The sequence below is a fragment of the Streptomyces sp. NPDC055025 genome (assembly GCF_053608565.1).
On record NZ_JBSGVS010000051.1, the window covers coordinates 1 to 16,614 of the forward strand.

General features: G+C 72.6%; 10 protein-coding genes and 2 pseudogenes. 10 read left to right on the plus strand and 2 right to left on the minus strand.

The genetic code is table 11. The features are described from left to right. Positions 1 to 154 precede the first annotated feature (154 nt). Together ACWGDX_RS27775 and ACWGDX_RS27780 are read right to left on the minus strand one after the other, a co-directional pair. On the minus strand, positions 155 to 1,711 hold the full coding sequence (locus ACWGDX_RS27775; protein ID WP_453629847.1) for a M28 family metallopeptidase: 1,557 nt from the start codon (positions 1,709 to 1,711) through the stop codon (positions 155 to 157). Between the two features lie 136 nt (positions 1,712 to 1,847). Further along, the gene (locus ACWGDX_RS27780) at positions 1,848 to 2,453 is read right to left on the minus strand and encodes an HhH-GPD-type base excision DNA repair protein (RefSeq protein ID WP_453629849.1); all 606 of its coding nucleotides are present in this window, start codon (positions 2,451 to 2,453) and stop codon (positions 1,848 to 1,850) included. A 223-nt stretch (positions 2,454 to 2,676) separates the two neighbouring features. Here ACWGDX_RS27780 and ACWGDX_RS27785 point away from each other — a divergent pair, with 223 nt between their 5' ends. The 10 genes and pseudogenes from ACWGDX_RS27785 (at position 2,677) to ACWGDX_RS27830 (ending at position 16,609) form a co-directional block, all read left to right on the plus strand. Then, entirely contained in the window at positions 2,677 to 4,962 is a 2,286-nt protein-coding gene (locus ACWGDX_RS27785; RefSeq protein ID WP_453629850.1) for a family 2 encapsulin nanocompartment cargo protein terpene cyclase, read from the plus strand. 155 nt (positions 4,963 to 5,117) lie between these two features. After that, complete coding sequence (locus ACWGDX_RS27790) at positions 5,118 to 6,326, plus strand: beta-ketoacyl-ACP synthase 3 (RefSeq protein ID WP_453629923.1); 1,209 nt, start codon at positions 5,118 to 5,120, stop codon at positions 6,324 to 6,326. Continuing rightward, complete coding sequence (locus ACWGDX_RS27795; protein WP_453629851.1) at positions 6,323 to 7,588, plus strand: beta-ketoacyl-[acyl-carrier-protein] synthase family protein; 1,266 nt, start codon at positions 6,323 to 6,325, stop codon at positions 7,586 to 7,588. The genes ACWGDX_RS27790 and ACWGDX_RS27795 overlap by 4 nt, the downstream gene beginning before the upstream one ends. A 172-nt stretch (positions 7,589 to 7,760) precedes the next feature. Next, positions 7,761 to 9,713, plus strand: coding sequence for an acyl-CoA dehydrogenase family protein (locus ACWGDX_RS27800; RefSeq protein ID WP_453629925.1), 1,953 nt, complete (start codon positions 7,761 to 7,763; stop codon positions 9,711 to 9,713). A 52-nt stretch (positions 9,714 to 9,765) separates the two neighbouring features. Beyond that, positions 9,766 to 10,011: an acyl carrier protein gene (locus tag ACWGDX_RS27805; protein ID WP_066943909.1), complete on the plus strand. Its 246-nt coding sequence runs from the start codon at positions 9,766 to 9,768 to the stop codon at positions 10,009 to 10,011. Between the two features lie 20 nt (positions 10,012 to 10,031). Then, on the plus strand, positions 10,032 to 11,261 hold the full coding sequence (locus ACWGDX_RS27810; protein WP_453629927.1) for a beta-ketoacyl-[acyl-carrier-protein] synthase family protein: 1,230 nt from the start codon (positions 10,032 to 10,034) through the stop codon (positions 11,259 to 11,261). Positions 11,262 to 11,551: 290 nt separating this feature from the next. Beyond that, positions 11,552 to 12,421: pseudogene (locus ACWGDX_RS27815) on the plus strand (SDR family oxidoreductase); the annotation flags it as partial. Positions 12,422 to 12,658: 237 nt separating this feature from the next. Continuing rightward, positions 12,659 to 13,483 (plus strand): annotated as a pseudogene (locus ACWGDX_RS27820) (PP2C family protein-serine/threonine phosphatase); the annotation flags it as partial. Between the two features lie 282 nt (positions 13,484 to 13,765). Next, on the plus strand, positions 13,766 to 14,911 hold the full coding sequence (locus ACWGDX_RS27825; protein ID WP_453629854.1) for an MASE1 domain-containing protein: 1,146 nt from the start codon (positions 13,766 to 13,768) through the stop codon (positions 14,909 to 14,911). Between the two features lie 12 nt (positions 14,912 to 14,923). Continuing rightward, positions 14,924 to 16,609: an aldehyde dehydrogenase (NADP(+)) gene (locus tag ACWGDX_RS27830; protein WP_453629856.1), complete on the plus strand. Its 1,686-nt coding sequence runs from the start codon at positions 14,924 to 14,926 to the stop codon at positions 16,607 to 16,609. The last annotated feature ends 5 nt before the right edge of the window (positions 16,610 to 16,614 follow it).

Here is a 16,614-nt window from a genome sequence, read left to right on the forward strand (position 1 = left end):
GGGCGCGGCCGCCGCGGCCGATGGGGGGCGGGGGGCGCGTCCGGGCCCGGGGACCGCGGGGGGGGGGGTGCCCCGGCCCCCACGGCGTAGGTGCGCCGTGCCGGCGGTTCGGCGCGCCGTGTCAGCGCGCCGTGCCGGGCTGTTCAGTGATCCGTCACGACGTGGGCGCGTGGCCGCGGCCGTGGGTGCGGTGCTCGGCCGGGGCGCTCTCGGCCTTGCCGCGCGCCGGGGCGGACTCCTTCCGCGCCGGCGCGGAGAGGGAGCTCAGGTCGTGCGCGTAGGTGCCGACGGCGTTGGCGATGACACCGATGTTGGCGCCGAAGTACTTCATATTGATGTTGGACAGGTTGTCGCAGGCGGAGTGGTAGCACTTGTCGAACGCCACTCCGGCCTCGCCGCCGTACTTCCTGGCCTGGGCCTCGCTCTTGATGCCCTCGGCGCCGGTGAAGGTGCCGCCGGAGGCGATGCCCGCCTCCACGAAGGGGCCGTAGTCGGAGCGGCCGTCGAAGTCCGTGCCCTCGTGCGGGACGCCCCGGCGGTCGAGGAAGTCGGTGATGCCCTTCTCCAGCTGGGCGGAGCCCTCAGGGCCCGGTCCCGCGCCCGTGGCGTCGGAGTCGTCGCCGTCGTAGACGAACTGGGCGGCGTTGGGCGAGCCGATCATGTCGAAGTTCAGATACAGCGCGATGTCCGCGCGCTGTTCCGGGGTGAGCCGGGTGACATAGGACTCGGCGCCGAGCAGCCCCAGCTCCTCCGCCGACCACCAGGCGAAGCGCACCTTGTTCGTGGGCCGGTCGTGGGTCTCGGCGAGTTCGAGGGCCACCTCCAGCAGCCCGGCGGAGCCCGAGCCGTTGTCGTTGATACCGGCGCCCTCGGTGACCGAGTCGAGATGCGCGCCGAGCATGACCGTACGGTCGGCGTTGCCGCCCTTGGTCTCGGCGATCACATTGCGGGTGGTGCGCTCCTCCTGGAGCTGGCGGAGCTCCAGCGAGATGGTCACCGGGCCGGCCCCGGCCTCGGCGGCGAGCGCCTGGCCCTCGGCCTGGGTGATACCGCCGGTGGGGATCACCCCGGCGTCGGGGCCGCCGAGCGTGCCGTTGAGCGAGCCCGCGGTGTTGTTGTAGATGACCGCGCCGACGGCTCCGGCCGCTCCGGCCTCCCGCTGCTTGGTGGCGAAGTCGCAGCCGCCGCGCTGAATCAGCGCGATCTTGCCGGTGAAGGCCCCGGCGGCGTAGTCGGCGGGCTCGCAGCCCGTGGTCGCGTCGACCGGGACGGCGGCGAGGGCGGCCCGGGTGCCGCCCTCCGGGGTGGACTTCGTGTACGACATGGCCACTATGGCGACATCACGGGGCGTCGGCGCCGTGACCGAGAGTTTCTCGGCCAGCGTCTCGATGTAGGTGATGTCGAAGGTGTCGTAGGAGACCCGGTAGCCCGCCTTCTTGAGCTTGTCGTGGACATAGGCGGCCGAGGCGTCATGGCCGCGGGTGCCGGCGGCTCTGTGGCCGTCGGCGGCGTCCGCGATGGCCTGGAACGCCTTGAGGTGCTTGTAGGCGTCCTTGGCGGACGACTCGCGCACCAGCTTCTTGGAGAGTTTCGCGGCCTCCTTGCCCGGGTGGTGACTGCGTGCGGCGGCGGGGGAGGCGGTGAGCAGAAGCGGCGCGGCCAGCGCGGTGACGGCCGCAACAGCCACGAGACTGCGGGGAGTTGCCTTCACAAGGGTCCTTCCGGCGAGAACGGATGTGAGCGAGCGTGAGGAAAATTAGCGAGCGACGCGCCGTCTGTGAACTGATGTGTCGCAGGTCACACCGGATGGGGAGGGGTGGGCCGTGACCGGTCGCGGGTCGCGGGGCTCAGCGCTTGTCCGGGGGACCGGGGCTCTTCGCCGCTTTCGCGGCCCGCTTGGCCTCCTGCTTGAACGCCCTGACCCTGGCCAGCGATTCGGGTCCGGTGATGTCCGCCGCCGAGCGGTAGGAGCCCTCGTCGCCGTACGCGCCCGCGGCCTCCCGCCAGCCCTCCGGCCGTACGCCGTACTGCTTGCCCAGCAGGGCCAGAAAGATCTGGGACTTCTGGGTCCCGAAGCCGGGCAGCGCGTTGAGCCGCTCCCGTACCTCCGTGCCGGTGGCGACATCGCGCCAGATCGCGGTGGCGTCGCCGTCGTAGTGCTCGACCAGGTACTGGCAGAGCTGCTGTACGCGTCCGGCCATGGACCCCGGATAGCGGTGTACGGCGGGCTTCTCCGAGAGCAGCGCCACGAAGGCCTCGGGGTCGTACGCGGCGATCTGCCGCGCGTCGAGATCGTCACCGCCCATGCGTACGGCGATGGTGCGGGGGCCGGAGAACGCCCACTCCATGGGAATCTGCTGGTCCAGCAGCATGCCGATCAGCGCGGCCAGCGGACTGCGGCCGAGCAGCTCGTCGGCCTCGGGCTGCTGTGCGAGCCGAATTGTGGTGCTCATTCCCCGATGATCACCCCGTCCCGGGCGTGACGCACGTAGACCACACACTGCCGGTGTGTTCATATGATTAATTTGTGGCGCGAATGGCGCAACGGGCGGATGGGTAGATCTGGGCCGACCGGGTGACAGGACAGGGGGGCGGTCCACGTGGTGTCGGCATTCCTGATCGGCTCATTCCGGTGCAGGGACATATTCCGGAACCGTCGGGAAAGGCCGCTCGCCCGTGACACAGCCCTTTGAACTGCCGGATTTCTATATGGCCTATCCGGCCCGCCTCAATCCCCACCTGGAGGAGGCCAGGGAGCACTCCAAGAAATGGGCCAGGGACATGGGGATGCTGGAGGGATCGGGGATCTGGGAGGAGCACGACCTCGATTCCCACGACTACGCCCTGCTCTGCTCGTACACCCATCCGGACTGCGACGGTCCGGCGCTTTCCCTGGTCACCGACTGGTATGTGTGGGTGTTCTTCTTCGACGACCATTTCCTGGAGGTCTACAAACGGCCCCAGGACCGGGCCGGCGGCAGGGCGTATCTGGAGCGGCTGGCCGCCTTCATGCCGATGGATCTCTCCGCCGGATTCCCCGAGCCGACCAATCCGGTCGAGGCGGGGCTCGCGGATCTCTGGGCCCGTACGGTCCCCAGCATGTCCATGGGATGGCGTGAGCGGTTCGCGGAGAGCACCGAGAATCTGCTCAACGAGTCCGACTGGGAACTCGCGAACATCAACGCGGAGCGGATCGCCAACCCCGTCGAGTACATCGAGATGCGCCGCAAGGTCGGCGGAGCGCCGTGGTCGGCGGGGCTCATCGAGTACGCGGCGGGCGCCGAGGTCCCCGCGGAGATCGCCGGCTCCCGTCCGCTGCGCGTCCTCAAGGACACGTTCTCCGACGCCGTCCATCTGCGCAACGACCTCTTCTCGTACCAGCGGGAGATCGAGGAGGAGGGCGAGCTGAGCAATGGCGTGCTCGTCCTGGAGACCTTCCTCGGCTGTACGACCCAGGAGGCGGCCGAGGCCGTCAACGATCTGCTCACCTCGCGCGTCCAGCAGTTCGAGCACACCGCGCTGACCGAACTGGGACCGCTCTTCGCGGAGAAGGGCCTGGCCCCGGAGCTGTGCGCGGACACGCTGGCCTATGTGAAGGGCCTTCAGGACTGGCAGTCGGGCGGCCATGAGTGGCACATGCGCTCCAGCCGCTATATGAACGGCGGCGGTGCCGGACCGGGGGACGCCCTGCCCGGTGGCGTCCCGTCGCCCGGCGCGTCGTTCTCGATGACCCCGGTCGGTCTCGGCACGGCCGCGGCCGATATCGCGAGAGCGATCGGCGCGGGCACCCCGGCGCGGCTGCGCGGCTACAGCCACCGGCTGTTCCAGAAGGTCGGACCGTCCAGGCTGCCGGACTTCCACATGCCGTTCGAGGCCTCCCTGAGCCCGTATCTCGACCGCTCGCGCGAGCATGTCGTCGAGTGGTCCCACCGGATGGGGATCCTGGAGGCGCAGCCCGGTATCCCGGGCTCGGACGTCTGGGACGAGGAGCGGCTGCGCCGTATCGATCTGCCGCTCTGCGCCGCCGGTATCCATCCGGACGCCGCGCCGGAGGCGCTCGATCTGACCTCGGACTGGCTGACCTGGGGGACGTACGGCGACGACTACTACCCGGTGGTCTACGGCAACGCCCGCGACGCGGCGGGCGCGAAGGCCTGCAACGAGCGGCTGCTGCTCTTCATGCCGGTGGAGACCGACGCGATGCCGGTGGCGACGACCGGTCTGGAGCGGGGACTCGCGGATCTCTGGATCCGTACGGCCGGTCCGATGGACGCGGCGGCCCGGCGCACCTTCCGTGAGGCCGTCGAGGAGATGATCGCGAGCTGGCACTGGGAGCTGGTCAACCAGGTGCAGCACCGGATCCCCGACCCCGTCGACTACATGGAGATGCGGCGGCGGACCTTCGGCTCGAACATGACGATGAGTCTGTCCCGGCTCAGCCATGGCCGGGTGGTGCCGCCGGAGATCTACCGCACCGGGCCGATGAGGTCCCTGGAGAACGCGGCGCAGGATTACGCCTGCCTCCTGAACGATGTCTTCTCGTACCAGAAGGAGATCGAGTTCGAGGGCGAGATCCACAACGGTGTCCTCGTCGTGCAGAACTTCTTCGACTGCGACTACCCGACGGCTCTCGCGGTCGTCGACGATTTGATGAAGTCGCGGATGAGCCAGTTCCAGCATGTCGTCGCCCATGAACTGCCCGTGCTGTATGACGACTTCGACCTCGACGACGAGGCGCGACGGGTGCTCGACGGTTATGTGAAGGAGCTGGAGAACTGGCTCTCGGGCATTCTCGTATGGCACCGGGACTGCCATCGGTACAAGGAGTCCGACCTGCTCCACGACCGGGCCGGTATCACCCGCTGGATCCCGCCCGTGCCGAATGGGATCGGCACCTCGGCGGCGCGGATTTCCCTGCCCGGCTGGGAATCTGTGCGACTGGTCCCCCATATGGTGCAGTAACTCGCTTGCGCACCACGGCGTTTGGCATCCGGTCAATGTGAGTGTCTACCGGATGGGGGCCGAGGGTGGCGAGCGGATACGCACTGTACGGGCGCGCGGAGCGGCTGGCGCCGCGCGCCCCGGAGCCCCGGGAGGCCCAGCGGGTGCGTACGGCGGTGCTGGAGGGCGTCGCCGGATGGGTCCCCGGGGAACCGGTCCCCAATGAGGCGCTACCCGCCGCCTGGGGGGTCGACGACGCGTGGGTGCGTACGCGCACCGGTATCGCGAGCCGGCACCGGGCGGGCACCGGGGTGTCGACGGGGGATCTCGCGTACGAGGCGGCCCGGCGGCTGCTCGGCGTCGCGCGGCCGGGGGCGGCGATGGAGCCGGGGGCGGACTCCGGGCCGGCGAGCGGATCGGCGGGTGGGTCGGCGGGCGGGCTGGGGATCGGTCCCGTGATGGGTCCCGGGACGGGCCCCGGGGTCGGGCGGGCGATCGGTCCCGGGGCCGGGCCGGGTCTCGGACCGGGTGTCGGGCCGGTGAGCGGCGGCGCCGTCGGCCCGGCGGTGGATGTGGACGCCGTGGTGCTGGCCACGGCGACACCGGACCATCCCTGTCCCGGCACGGCCCCCGCGCTGGCGGCGCGGCTGGGTCTCGGGCCGGTGCCCGCGTTCGACATCGGCGCGGTGTGCAGCGGCTTCGTCTACGGCCTCGCGGTCTGCCGGGGCCTGGTGGTGTCCGGACTGTACGACCGGGTGCTGCTCGTCGGCGCCGATGTGTACTCGACCTGGCTCGATCCCCGGGACCGCGCGTCGGGCGTGGTCTTCGGCGACGGCGCGGGAGCCGCGCTCATCGGCGCGGGCCGGGCGGGCGCCCCCGGCGAACTGCTCGCCTTCGACCTGGGCAGCGACGGCGCCGGATACGACCTGATCACCGTGGCGGGGGGCGGGTCACGGGCCCGTGCCACGGACCGGCCGCCCGCCGAGGGGGACGAGTTCTTCCGGATGCGGGGCCGGGCCGTCTACCAGCACGCGGTCGAGCGGATGACCGCTTCCTGCCGCTCCCTGCTGACCACCGTGGGCTGGGACGCGGCCCAGGTCGACCACTTCGTACCGCACCAGGCCAACGCGCGGATCCTGCGGGCGGTCGCCGGGCGGGTGGGGATCGGCGCGGACCGCTGTGTCATACATCTCGACCGGGTGGGCAACACGGGCGCGGCCTCCATCCCGCTGGCCCTGGCCGACGCACAGGCCCGGGGGCGCCTGCGCGCGGGCGACCGCGTGCTGCTCACCGCCTTCGGCGGCGGTCTCACCTGGGGCACGGCGGCGCTCCGCTGGCCCGGTATTCCACGGGCCGCGGCCCACGACGGAAGGAACGAATCATGACGCAGCGGTACGGGACGGCCCTCGGCCGGGAGCCCGGACAGGGCGCCGGCCCGGTGGCGGTGACCGGACTGGGGGTGGTGACCCCGGCCGGCGGCGACGAGCGGTCCTTCTGGGCGGGGCTCCGCGCCGGGCGGTCCGTCGCCCGGCGGCGGGAGGAACTGGCGGGCATCCCGGTCGACTTCGCCTGCGCGGTCGACGGTCTGGATGTGGACGCCGCGGTGGGCGGGCGCTCGGTATGGCGGATGGCGAGGTTCGTGAAGCTGGCGCTGATCGCCGCCCGGCAGGCGGTGGCGGACGCCGGACTCGACCCCGCGGCCTGGGAGCCCGGCCGGGTGGGCGTGGTGCTCGGGGTGGGGGTCGGCGGTGTCTCCGTACTCGTCGACGGCGCGCTGAAACTGCGCGAGCAGGGACCGCAGTCGGTCTCCCCGCTGCTGGTGCCGATGATGATCCCGAACGCCGCCGCCGGGGAGGTCGCCATCGCGCTCAAGGCGCGGGGGCCGAGCCTGGCGCCGGTGACCGCCTGTGCCTCGGGTGCCACGGCGATCGCGCTGGGACGCGATCTGCTGACCGGCGGACAGTGCGACGTGGTGGTGGCGGGCGGAGCCGAATCCGTACTGACGCCCCTGGTGGTGACGGCCTTCGCGCGGATGGGCGCGCTGTCGACGCGTACGGACGACCCCGCCTCGGCGTCCCGGCCGTTCGCCGCGGACCGGGACGGCTTCGTCCTCGGCGAGGGCGCCGCGATGGTCGTACTGGAACGGGAGACGGACGCGCGGGCCCGGGGCCGGGCGCCCCGCGCGCTGCTGGCCGGGGCGGGCGCCAGTACGGACGCGTACCACCCCACGGCGCCGGAACCGCACGGCAGGGGCGCGCAGGCGGCGGTCGAGGCGGCGCTGCGCGACGCGGGCTGGAGCGCCCGCGACGTCCAGCACGTCAACGCGCACGGGACGTCCACCCACCTCAACGACGCCATGGAGGCGACGCTGATCGAGCGGGTCTATCCGCACCGGCCCCCGGTCACCGCGCCCAAGGGGGTGGTGGGGCACACACTGGGGGCCGCGGGGGCGATCGAGGCGGTGGCGACGGTGCTGACCCTCGAACACGGCGTGATTCCACCGGTCGCCAATCTGGACGCGCCGGATGTCGGGTTCGATCTCGACTGTGTGACCAAGGAATGCCGGCGGCACTGCGTGGAGACCGCGATCAGCCACTCCTTCGGCTTCGGCGGGCACAATGTGGCGCTGGCGTTCTGCCGCGCATGAGGACGGCGAAGGCGCCCCAGGGGGGCCTTTCGAATGAATGTTTTGAGGTTCGGGGTGGGGAAGAGTCGTTTCTTCGCCACTCCTTGATCGTTCTTTTCGCGTGAGCGTACTGATCGACCATGACGGTGTGGAGTCCACGGGAGCCGTGGACCCGACGGCCCCGGCGGACTCGATGGACACCACGGCGGCCCGGCTGACGCGTGTGCTGTTCGGAGAGGAGTTCTCCCGCGTGCACGGACCCTGGCGACGGCTGGTGGCGGCGGAACCGTTCCGCCGCCCGGCGGACGCCTCTCCCCGGGCGCGGGTCGCCCTGGCGTACGCGCGGCTGCGTACGCTCAACGACTCGCTCGACAGCCCGCTCGCGCTGGCGGCCGACCCCCGCAGGCTGGCGGCGCTGTACGAATGGCTGGGCCCGGTCGACTCCTGCCTCACGACCGTGGCCGGCATCCACTACAACCTCTTCCTCGGCAGTCTGCTTGATCACGCCTCCCCGGCCGGCGCGGACGGACGGGACCCGGAACCGGCCCGGGATCTCGCCGACTTCCTGGCGCTGCGCAGGGTGGGCACCTTCCTCTGTACGGAGGTGGCGCACGGCAACGACGCGGCGGCCCTGGAGACGACGGCCGTCTACGACCGCGACAGGGACGGCTTCGTCCTGCACACCCCGCACGCGGGGGCGCAGAAGTTCATGCCCAACACCAGCCCGGTCGGCGGCCCCAAGTCGGGTGTGGTGGCGGCCCGGCTGCTGGTGGACGGCGCCGACCACGGGGTCTTTCTCTTCCTGACCCCGCTGACCGACGGCGAGCGCGCCCTTCCCGGGGTACGGGTGCGCGGGCTGCCCGCCCTCCTCGGCAGCCCGGTCGACCACTCCCTGACCTCGTTCGACCGGGTCTTCGTGGCACGGGACGCGCTGCTGGGCGGCGCGCAGGGCCGGCTCGGCGGGGACGGAGTGTTCACCAGTGAGCAGAGCAACCGCCGGCGGCGCTTTCTGACCTCGATCGGCCGGGTCACCACCGGCAAGCTCTCGATGAGCGCGGGCGCCCTCGGCGGGGCGCGGGTCGCCCTGGCGCTCGCCGTGCGGTACGGCGGACACCGGCTGATCTCGGGTGCCAGGGCGGTGGACCGCGTACCGGTGTTCGCCCACCGCAGCCACCACGGTCCGCTGGTCTCGGCCCTGGCCACGGTCTACGCGATGAGCCTGCTGCACCGCGCGGCCCTCGACGCGTGGGTGGCGCACACCGAGGAGGACAAGGGCGAGACGGAGCGGACGGTCGCCGTCGCCAAGGGCTGGATCACCTGGCAGGCACGCGCGGTCATCCTGGAGTGCCGGGAACGGTGTGGCGCGCAGGGGCTGTTGGAGAGCAACGGGCTGGCCGAGCTGATGGCCGGGGCCGAGGGTGCCATCACGGCGGAGGGCGACAATCTCGCGATCTACGCGAAGGCGGCGGCCGAGATGCTGTTCTCGGCCGGGTCACCGGAGCCGGACAGCTCGGGGCGCGGCGGCTCCGGGCGCGGCGGTCCAGGGCGCGGTGTCTCAGGACGTGGCGGCCCCGGGCGCCGTGGCCCCGGTGAGTACGGCGGCTCGGACGGCGCCGACGAGGACGGACCGGTGGCCACCCGCGAACTCTCCGACCCCCGCTTCCTGGGCGCCCTGCTCGCCGGGGTCGAGGAGCTGTGGCTGGCGCGTGCCCGCCGCCGGATGAGCCAGGCACCGCGCGGCGATTCGCTGGCTCGCTGGAACACCGCCTCCGGTGCCGCGCTGCGGGCCGTCGAGGCCCATGCCCACCGCCTCGCGGGCGAGGCGTTCGCCGCGGCGGCGGCCGAGCCGGCGCCCGGCACCGCCGCCGATGATCTGCTGCGTTCGCTGCACCGGCTCTTCGCGCTCCAGTGGATCGACCGGAACAGCGGCGATCTGCTGGCCGCGGGCCGGCTGGCCCCGCGCCATGTCGACGGGCTCCCCGAGGCCGTCGAACGGCTCATCGCCGAACTGGCCGCTCACGCGCCCACCCTGGTCGACGCCTTCGCCCTGCCCGAGGAGATGCTCGCCGACTGGCCCATCGCCGGGGCCCGTTACGTCGACGCGTACGACGACGCGCAGGCCGCCTGGCACTCCGTACCCGCTTGACTCCACCGACCTCCAGAACCGGTCCCACCCACCAACAACGCAAGGACACGCCATGAGCGAGATCCACCCGCGGATCAACGAGGTACTCACCGAGACCTTCAAGGTGCCCGCCGCCGAGATCGTCCCCGAGGCCACCATGGACAGCCTGGAGATGGACTCTCTCGCCGTCGCCGAGTTCGCCGTGATCATCAAGGAGACGCTGGGTATCGACACGGACTCGGACACGCTCCTCAAGGGCGCCACCCTGGCCGAGATCACCGCGTTCCTCGACGATGCGGCCGTGAGCGTCGGCCGATGAGCGGACCCGCCCGCCGGCCGATGACCGGAACCGCCGTCGCCGTCACCGGTCTGGGCATGATCACCCCGGTCGGGAACGACACCGAGTCCACCTGGAACGGGGTGTGCGCCGGGGTCTCGTCCGCCCGTACGCTCCCGGAACTGCGGGGCTGTGCCGTCGACTTCGCCTGTACGGTCGACGGTATCGATCTCGCCGCCGCGGTCGGCGGGCGTACGGCCTTCCGTATGGGCAGATATGTGAAACTCGCGCTGATCGCCGCGGGCGAGGCGGTCGCGGACGCCGGGCTCGACCCGGAGTCCTGGGACGGCACGCGGGTCGCCGTCGTGGTCGGGACCAGCAGCGGGGGCTCCGCGAGCGTGGCGGAACAGGCCGTGGCGCTCGACCGGCGCGGTCCCGAGGCCATCTCGCCGGCGGGTGTCCTGCTCACGATCCCCAATATGCCGGCGGCCGAGATCGCCGTCAGGATGCGGGCCACCGGGCCGAGCATGGCGCCGTGCACGGCCTGCTCCTCGGGGGTGACGGCGCTCTCCGTGGCACGTGATCTGCTGGCCGCGGGGCAGTGCGACATCGCGGTGGCGGGCGCCACCGAGGCGATGATCTGCCCGCTCGCCATGACCGGGTTCGCCCGCTCGGGCGTGGCCGCCCTGGCCGGTCCCGGGGTCGACCCCGCCCAGCTGTGCCGGCCCTTCGCGGCGGACCGCGCCGGGCTGGTCATGGGCGAGGGCGCCGCGATCATGGTGCTGGAGCGGGAGAGGGACGCGCGGGCGCGCGGCGCGAGGCCAAGAGCGCTGCTGGCGGGCGCCGGGGCCACCACCGACGCCCATCACCCCACGAGCCCGCATCCCTCGGGCGCCGTCGCCCAGCGGGCGGTCGAGGCGGCGCTGCGGGACGCGGGATGGCACGCCGGTGAGGTCGAGCACGTCAACGCGCACGGCACGTCGACACCGCTCAACGACGCGACCGAGGCCGCGCTGATCAGCCGGGTCTTCCCGCACCGGCCCTCCGTCACCGCTCCCAAGGGCGTGCTGGGGCACTGCATGGGCGCGGCCGGCGCGATCGAGGCGGGGCTGACCGTGCTGACCCTCCAGCACGGGGTGATCCCGCCGATCGCCAATCTGGACGCGCCGGCGGCCGGGTTCGACATCGACTGTGTGACCAAGCGGCCGCTGCACCAGCGGATCGACCGGGCCGTCAGCCACTCCTTCGGCTTCGGCGGTCACAACGCGGTCCTGGCGCTGCGACGCGCCTGACCGTTCCCCGTAACGCGGTACGGAGTCTCACCGCGGTACGGACCCTCTTCGTACGCGACTCGTACGCGACGGATCCGCTGCCCTCGCGCGCGGTACGGACCGCTGGTCCGCTGTACCGCCGGCCCGCTGTACGGAACGCCGCCGTCGCCGTACGGGGCGCCCCGTACCGCCGTCGTGACCGCCGTCGTGCCCTCGCGCGGAACGCCGTCCCCCACCACCGGTCCCCCGGCGCCGGGGGACGGTCCACCGACCCGACGGGTCCACCGACCCCGACTGGAGAACGCTCACCCATGCGCGGACACCCGCCGCTTCTCGGCCGTACCGCCGTCGTCACCGGCGCCGCGCGCGGTGTCGGCGAGCAGCTCGCCCGCACCCTCTCCGCGCGTGGCGCGCGACTGGCCCTCGTCGGTCTGGAGGAGGCCGAACTCGCCCGTGTCGCGGCGTCGTTGACCGGCGAGGCGGCGCACTGGCACACGGATGTGACCGACGCGGACGCCATGGTCCGTACGGCACGGAGCGTCCAGGAACGTTTTGGCACGATCGATGTGGTGGTCGCCAACGCCGGGGTCGCGGCGAGCGGTCTCTTCCGCCACCGCGACCCCGACGTGTGGCGGCGCGTCATCGAGGTCAATCTCGTCGGCAGCGCCAACACCGCCCACGCCTTTCTCCCGGCGCTGCTGGACTCACGCGGCTACTACCTCCAGATCGCCTCGCTCGCGGCCCTCGCCCCCGCGCCGATGATGACGGCGTACTGCGCGTCGAAGGCCGGCGTGGAGGCCTTCGCGCAGACCTTGCGGAGCGAGGTCGCGCACCATGGCGTACGGATCGGGATCGGCTATCTGAGCTGGACCGACACCGACATGGTCAGGGGCGGCGAGCAGGTGGCCGCGCTGCGTGAGCTGCGCTCCCGGCTGCCCTGGCCGGCCGGGCGCACCTATCCGCTGGGCCCCGCGGTGGACCGGCTCGCGACGGGTGTCGAGCGCCGTGCCCGCAATGTCTACGGGCAGCCGTGGCTGCGGGCGGCCCGGTTCGCGCGCACCGCCCTTCCCTCCCTCGTGGTCCGCCATACCCGCGCGCATATGCCGGTGCTCGAACCTCGGGCCGCCGACGCGCCCGCGACGCTGCTGGGCGCGGGAGGCGCGGCGGACAGTACGAGTCGTCCGACGGCTCCGACGGCTCCGACGGCTCCGGTAGATCCGGGACCTCTGGCAGATCCGTCGGCACCGGCAGGTCCGGCAGGTCCGGCAGGTCCGGCGGGGCCGGCGGCACCGACGGTTCCGCATCCGCTGTCCGGCACGAGTCCCGTACCGGAAATATGATGAATGCGAGGTTTGTGCAGCCGCACGGACCCCAGGGGCCACAAGGCCCCACATGGCTACTTCGTAGCGAGGCGGTGCATGACCCGGCGTCGTCCCCCGCGCTCGACGAGCGCCGAGGATCTGCTCAGCACACTTGGGCGTCTCACCGCCCAGGCGCGGGAGGGGGCGGAGCTCCAGCACGCCCGGGTGGAGCTGGCCGAGGCCTTGCAGCGGGACATGCTGCCCGCGCGGCTGCCCGCGGTGCCGGGGTTGCGGACCGCCGCCCGGTACGCGCCCTCCCGCGACGGCCTGGACATCGGAGGTGACTGGTATGACGGCTTCGCGCTCTCCGACGGCTCAGTGGCGTTCTGCGTCGGCGATGTGCAGGGCCACGATGTCGAGGCGGCGGCGTTCATGGGACAGGTCCGGATCGGACTGCGGGCGGTCGCCGCCACCGCGCGCGACCCGGGCGAGGTGCTGAGCCTGGCGAACGATCTGCTGCTGTCGGTGGACTCCAGCCTCTTCGCGACCTGTACGTTCCTCCGCTTCGATCCGGTGCGATGGGAGATCCGGAGCGCTCGCGCCGGTCATGTCGCCTCGGTGTGGGCGACGGTCGACGGCTGGTCCGGATACGCCGAGGACGCGGGCGGTCCCCCGCTGGGCATCGTGGCGGGCGAGAGGTACCCCGTGACCCGCCGCGGGCTGACGAGCGCGGGAGCCTATGTCCTGCTCACGGACGGTGTCATCGAGGGTCCCTCCTTCCCGGTCGAGGAGGGGCTGGCCCGGGTGGCCAAGGTGGTCGCCGCCGGGGCCGGCGCCGATCCCGGGGAGCTGGCGGCGGAGGTGATGAAGGTGGCCGAGCTGACGGGGCACACGGACGACGCCGCCGTCCTCGTCCTGCGCCATGACGGGCCACCCCGCGCACCCCGGACATCATCGGTCGAGACCCGTACCTCACCGGTCGACACCTGTACGTCATCGGTCGAAACCCGTACCTCACCGGTCGGGACCCGGACATCGCCGGTCGGGACCGGTTCCCGCGCCGAGCGGACGGCCGTCCCGTCCCGTGGGTCGCCGGACGCGGCGGGACCGTACGCCGTCGTCCCGGACGCGCCGCTGCCCGACGGCGCCACGGCGCACAGGACCGGGTGACGTGCCGCGCCGGCGGTGCGGGGCGCGCCCGACCCGGGCGGGAGGCACTGTCCGATGGCTGCTGTAGTGAGCGGTGAGGCGATCCGACGGCTGTCCCTGACCGTTCTGCGGATCCTCGGCGTCGCCGTCGCCTACTACGCGGGCGGGCAGCTCGGTCTGCTGAAGCAGGTACGGATCGAGGGCGCGACCGTCACCCCCCTCTGGCCGGCCACCGGTATCGCCCTGACCGCTCTGCTCCTGCTCGGTCTCGACGTCTGGCCGGGGATCACTCTCGGCACCCTCTTCAGCATCGTGACGCTCGGCCCTTTCGCGCCCGCCGATGTGGCGATCCTGGCGGGGAACACCCTCGCCCCGGTCTGCGCCTGTCTGATGCTGCGGCGCGTGGGGTTCCGTCCGGAGCTGGACCGGCTGCGGGACGGGGTCGCCCTGGTGTTCCTGGGGGCCCTGGTGGGGATGCTGATCAGTGCGACGGCGGGCGCGGGGGCGATGGTCCTCGCCGGCAGACTGGCCCCGGGAGACTTCTGGGCCATCTGGTCGGCGTGGTGGGCGGGCGACGCCATGGGGGTGCTGGTGGTCGCTCCCTTCCTGCTCGCGCTGCGCAGGTTCCGGCTGCCCGTACCGACCCACCGCTGGCCCGAGGTGACGGCTCTGGTGATCACCGCCGCCGTGCTCACACCACTGGCCATCATGAGTTCGCTGACCCTGCTGTTCCTGGTCTTCCCGGTGCTGATCTGGGCCGCTCTCCGCTTCGAGCTGCCCGGGAGCGCGCCGTACGTGCTGTTCGTCTCCGTACTGACGATCTCCGAGTCGACCGACCCGGTCGGCGGGTTCGCCCATCACAACCTCATCGAGCGGATGATCGGCCTTCAGGCGCTCAACGGGTCCGCGGCGCTGACCTCGCTGCTGCTGGCGGCGATCATCACCGAGCAGCGGAACGTCCGGCTGAGGATCGAGCAGGCCTGTGACGCGTTGGCCGAGGTGGTGGAGCGGCTTGTGCCGGGAGAGAAGGCGGGCCGCTGGAGGCAGGAAGGAGGTCGTTGGAGGCGGGAGGGCGAAGGAGGCGAAGGGGAGCAGGAAGGGGAGCAGGGAGGGGACCAGGCAGGAGAGCAGGGAGGGGACGCGGGAGGGAAAGGAAGCGAAGAAGGAGGAGGGGGGATACGGGGGAGGGAAAAGCCCGGGGAGAGCCGGGGGAGTCCATGAAGGAAGCGAGCCATGCCCCTCACAGGAGCGATGTTCCTCGGCGCCGAGCGGCGCACCGGCCGGGAGCCGGTCATCGCCTCGGTCGACCCCCGTACGGACACGGTGCTGGAACCCGGTTACGGCTCCGCTGCCCCCGAGGACGTCGCCCGCGCCTGCGAGCTGGCGGAACAGGCCGCTCCGGCGTACCGGGCGACCTCCCCCGAGCGGCGCGCGACCTTCCTGGAGCGGGTCGCGGACCGGGTGGAGGCGCTCGGTGAGGAGCTGACCGTCCGGGCCATGGCGGAGAGCGGCCTCCCGTCCGGCCGGATCCGCGCCGAACGGGACCGCACGACCGATCAGCTGCGGCTCCTGGCGGCCGAGGTACGGGACGGCGGCTGGGTGGAGGCACGGATCGACCGGGCGCTGCCGTACCGCACCCCGCGCCCCCGTCCCGATCTGCGGGCCCGTCAGGTGGGGCTCGGACCGGTGGCGGTGTTCGGCGCGAGCAACTTCCCGCTCGCCTTCTCGGTGGCGGGCGGTGACACGGCGGCGGCGCTCGCCGCCGGCTGTCCCGTGGTGGTCAAGGCGCACAGCGCCGATCTGGGCACCTCGGAACTGGTCGGCTCGGCGGTGGCCGCCGCGGTACGCGAGAGCGAGCTGCCCGCGGGAGTCTTCTCGCTGCTCTTCGGCTCCGCCGTCGAGATCGGCAGGGCGCTGGTCGCCGATCCACGCATCAGGGCGGTCGGCTTCACCGGCTCGCGGGCGGGCGGTACGGCGCTGCTGCGTACGGCCGCCGCCCGGCCCGTACCGATCCCGGTGTACGCCGAGATGGGCAGCGTCAATCCGGTCTTTCTGCTCCCCTCCGCGCTGCGCGACCGGGCCGCCGCGCTCGCCCGGGGCTTTGTCGCGTCGCTGACGACGGGGGCGGGGCAGCTGCGTACGAAACCGGGGCTGCTGGTGGCCGTCGAGGGGCCGGAGCTGACGGAGTTCCTGACGGCCGCGGGCGAGGAGGTGTCCGCGTACACCGGCGAGACGATGCTCAGCCGTGGTGTCCGTGACGCGTACGAACGCGCCGTGGCGGCGCTCGCGGCGGTCGAGGGCGTACGGGAGAGGGCCGCCGGCCGGCCGGGCGAGGGCGCCAACACCTGTGTGGCCCGGCTGTTCACCGCCCCGGCCGAGGTGTTCCTCGCGCGGCCGGGGCTGCACGACGAGGTGTTCGGCGCCGCCGCGACGGTGGTGGTCTGCCGCGATCCCGGCCGGCTCGTCGAGGTCGCGCGGGCGTTGCGGGGGCAGCTCACGGCCACGGTCCACCACGGCGCGGGGGAGGCGCGCCCGGGGGAACCGCGTACGGGAGAGCCGCGCGTGGGGGAGGCGCGTACGGGCGAAGGGCGTACGGCGGAAGGGCGCGCGGGGGAAGGGCGTGCGGATGATCTGGACACCGTCCGCGCGCTGCTGCCGATCCTGGAGACCAAGGCCGGACGGATCGTCTTCGACGGCTGGCCCACGGGGGTCGAGGTCGGGCACGCCATGGTCCACGGTGGCCCGTTCCCCGCCGCCTCGGACAGCCGCTCCACCTCGGTGGGCACCCTGGCCGTCCGCCGTTTCCTGCGCCCCGTCTGCTACCAGGACGTACCCGCCGATCTGCTGCCCCCCGCCCTCTCCGACGAGAACCCGTACGGTCTGCGCCGCCGCCTGGACGGCACGCGGGAGCAGATCTGAGCGGC

Bases quoted from the DNA above. Each gene is read 5' to 3' on its own strand.
- ACWGDX_RS27780 (WP_453629849.1), bottom strand. From the start codon at position 2,453: ATGAGCACCACAATTCGGCTCGCACAGCAGCCCGAGGCCGACGAGCTG.
- ACWGDX_RS27795 (WP_453629851.1), top strand. From the start codon at position 6,323: ATGACGCAGCGGTACGGGACGGCCCTCGGCCGGGAGCCCGGACAGGGC.
- ACWGDX_RS27800 (WP_453629925.1), top strand. From the start codon at position 7,761: ATGGACACCACGGCGGCCCGGCTGACGCGTGTGCTGTTCGGAGAGGAG.
- ACWGDX_RS27805 (WP_066943909.1), top strand. From the start codon at position 9,766: ATGAGCGAGATCCACCCGCGGATCAACGAGGTACTCACCGAGACCTTC.
- ACWGDX_RS27810 (WP_453629927.1), top strand. From the start codon at position 10,032: ATGACCGGAACCGCCGTCGCCGTCACCGGTCTGGGCATGATCACCCCG.
- ACWGDX_RS27825 (WP_453629854.1), top strand. From the start codon at position 13,766: ATGGCTGCTGTAGTGAGCGGTGAGGCGATCCGACGGCTGTCCCTGACC.
- ACWGDX_RS27830 (WP_453629856.1), top strand. From the start codon at position 14,924: ATGCCCCTCACAGGAGCGATGTTCCTCGGCGCCGAGCGGCGCACCGGC.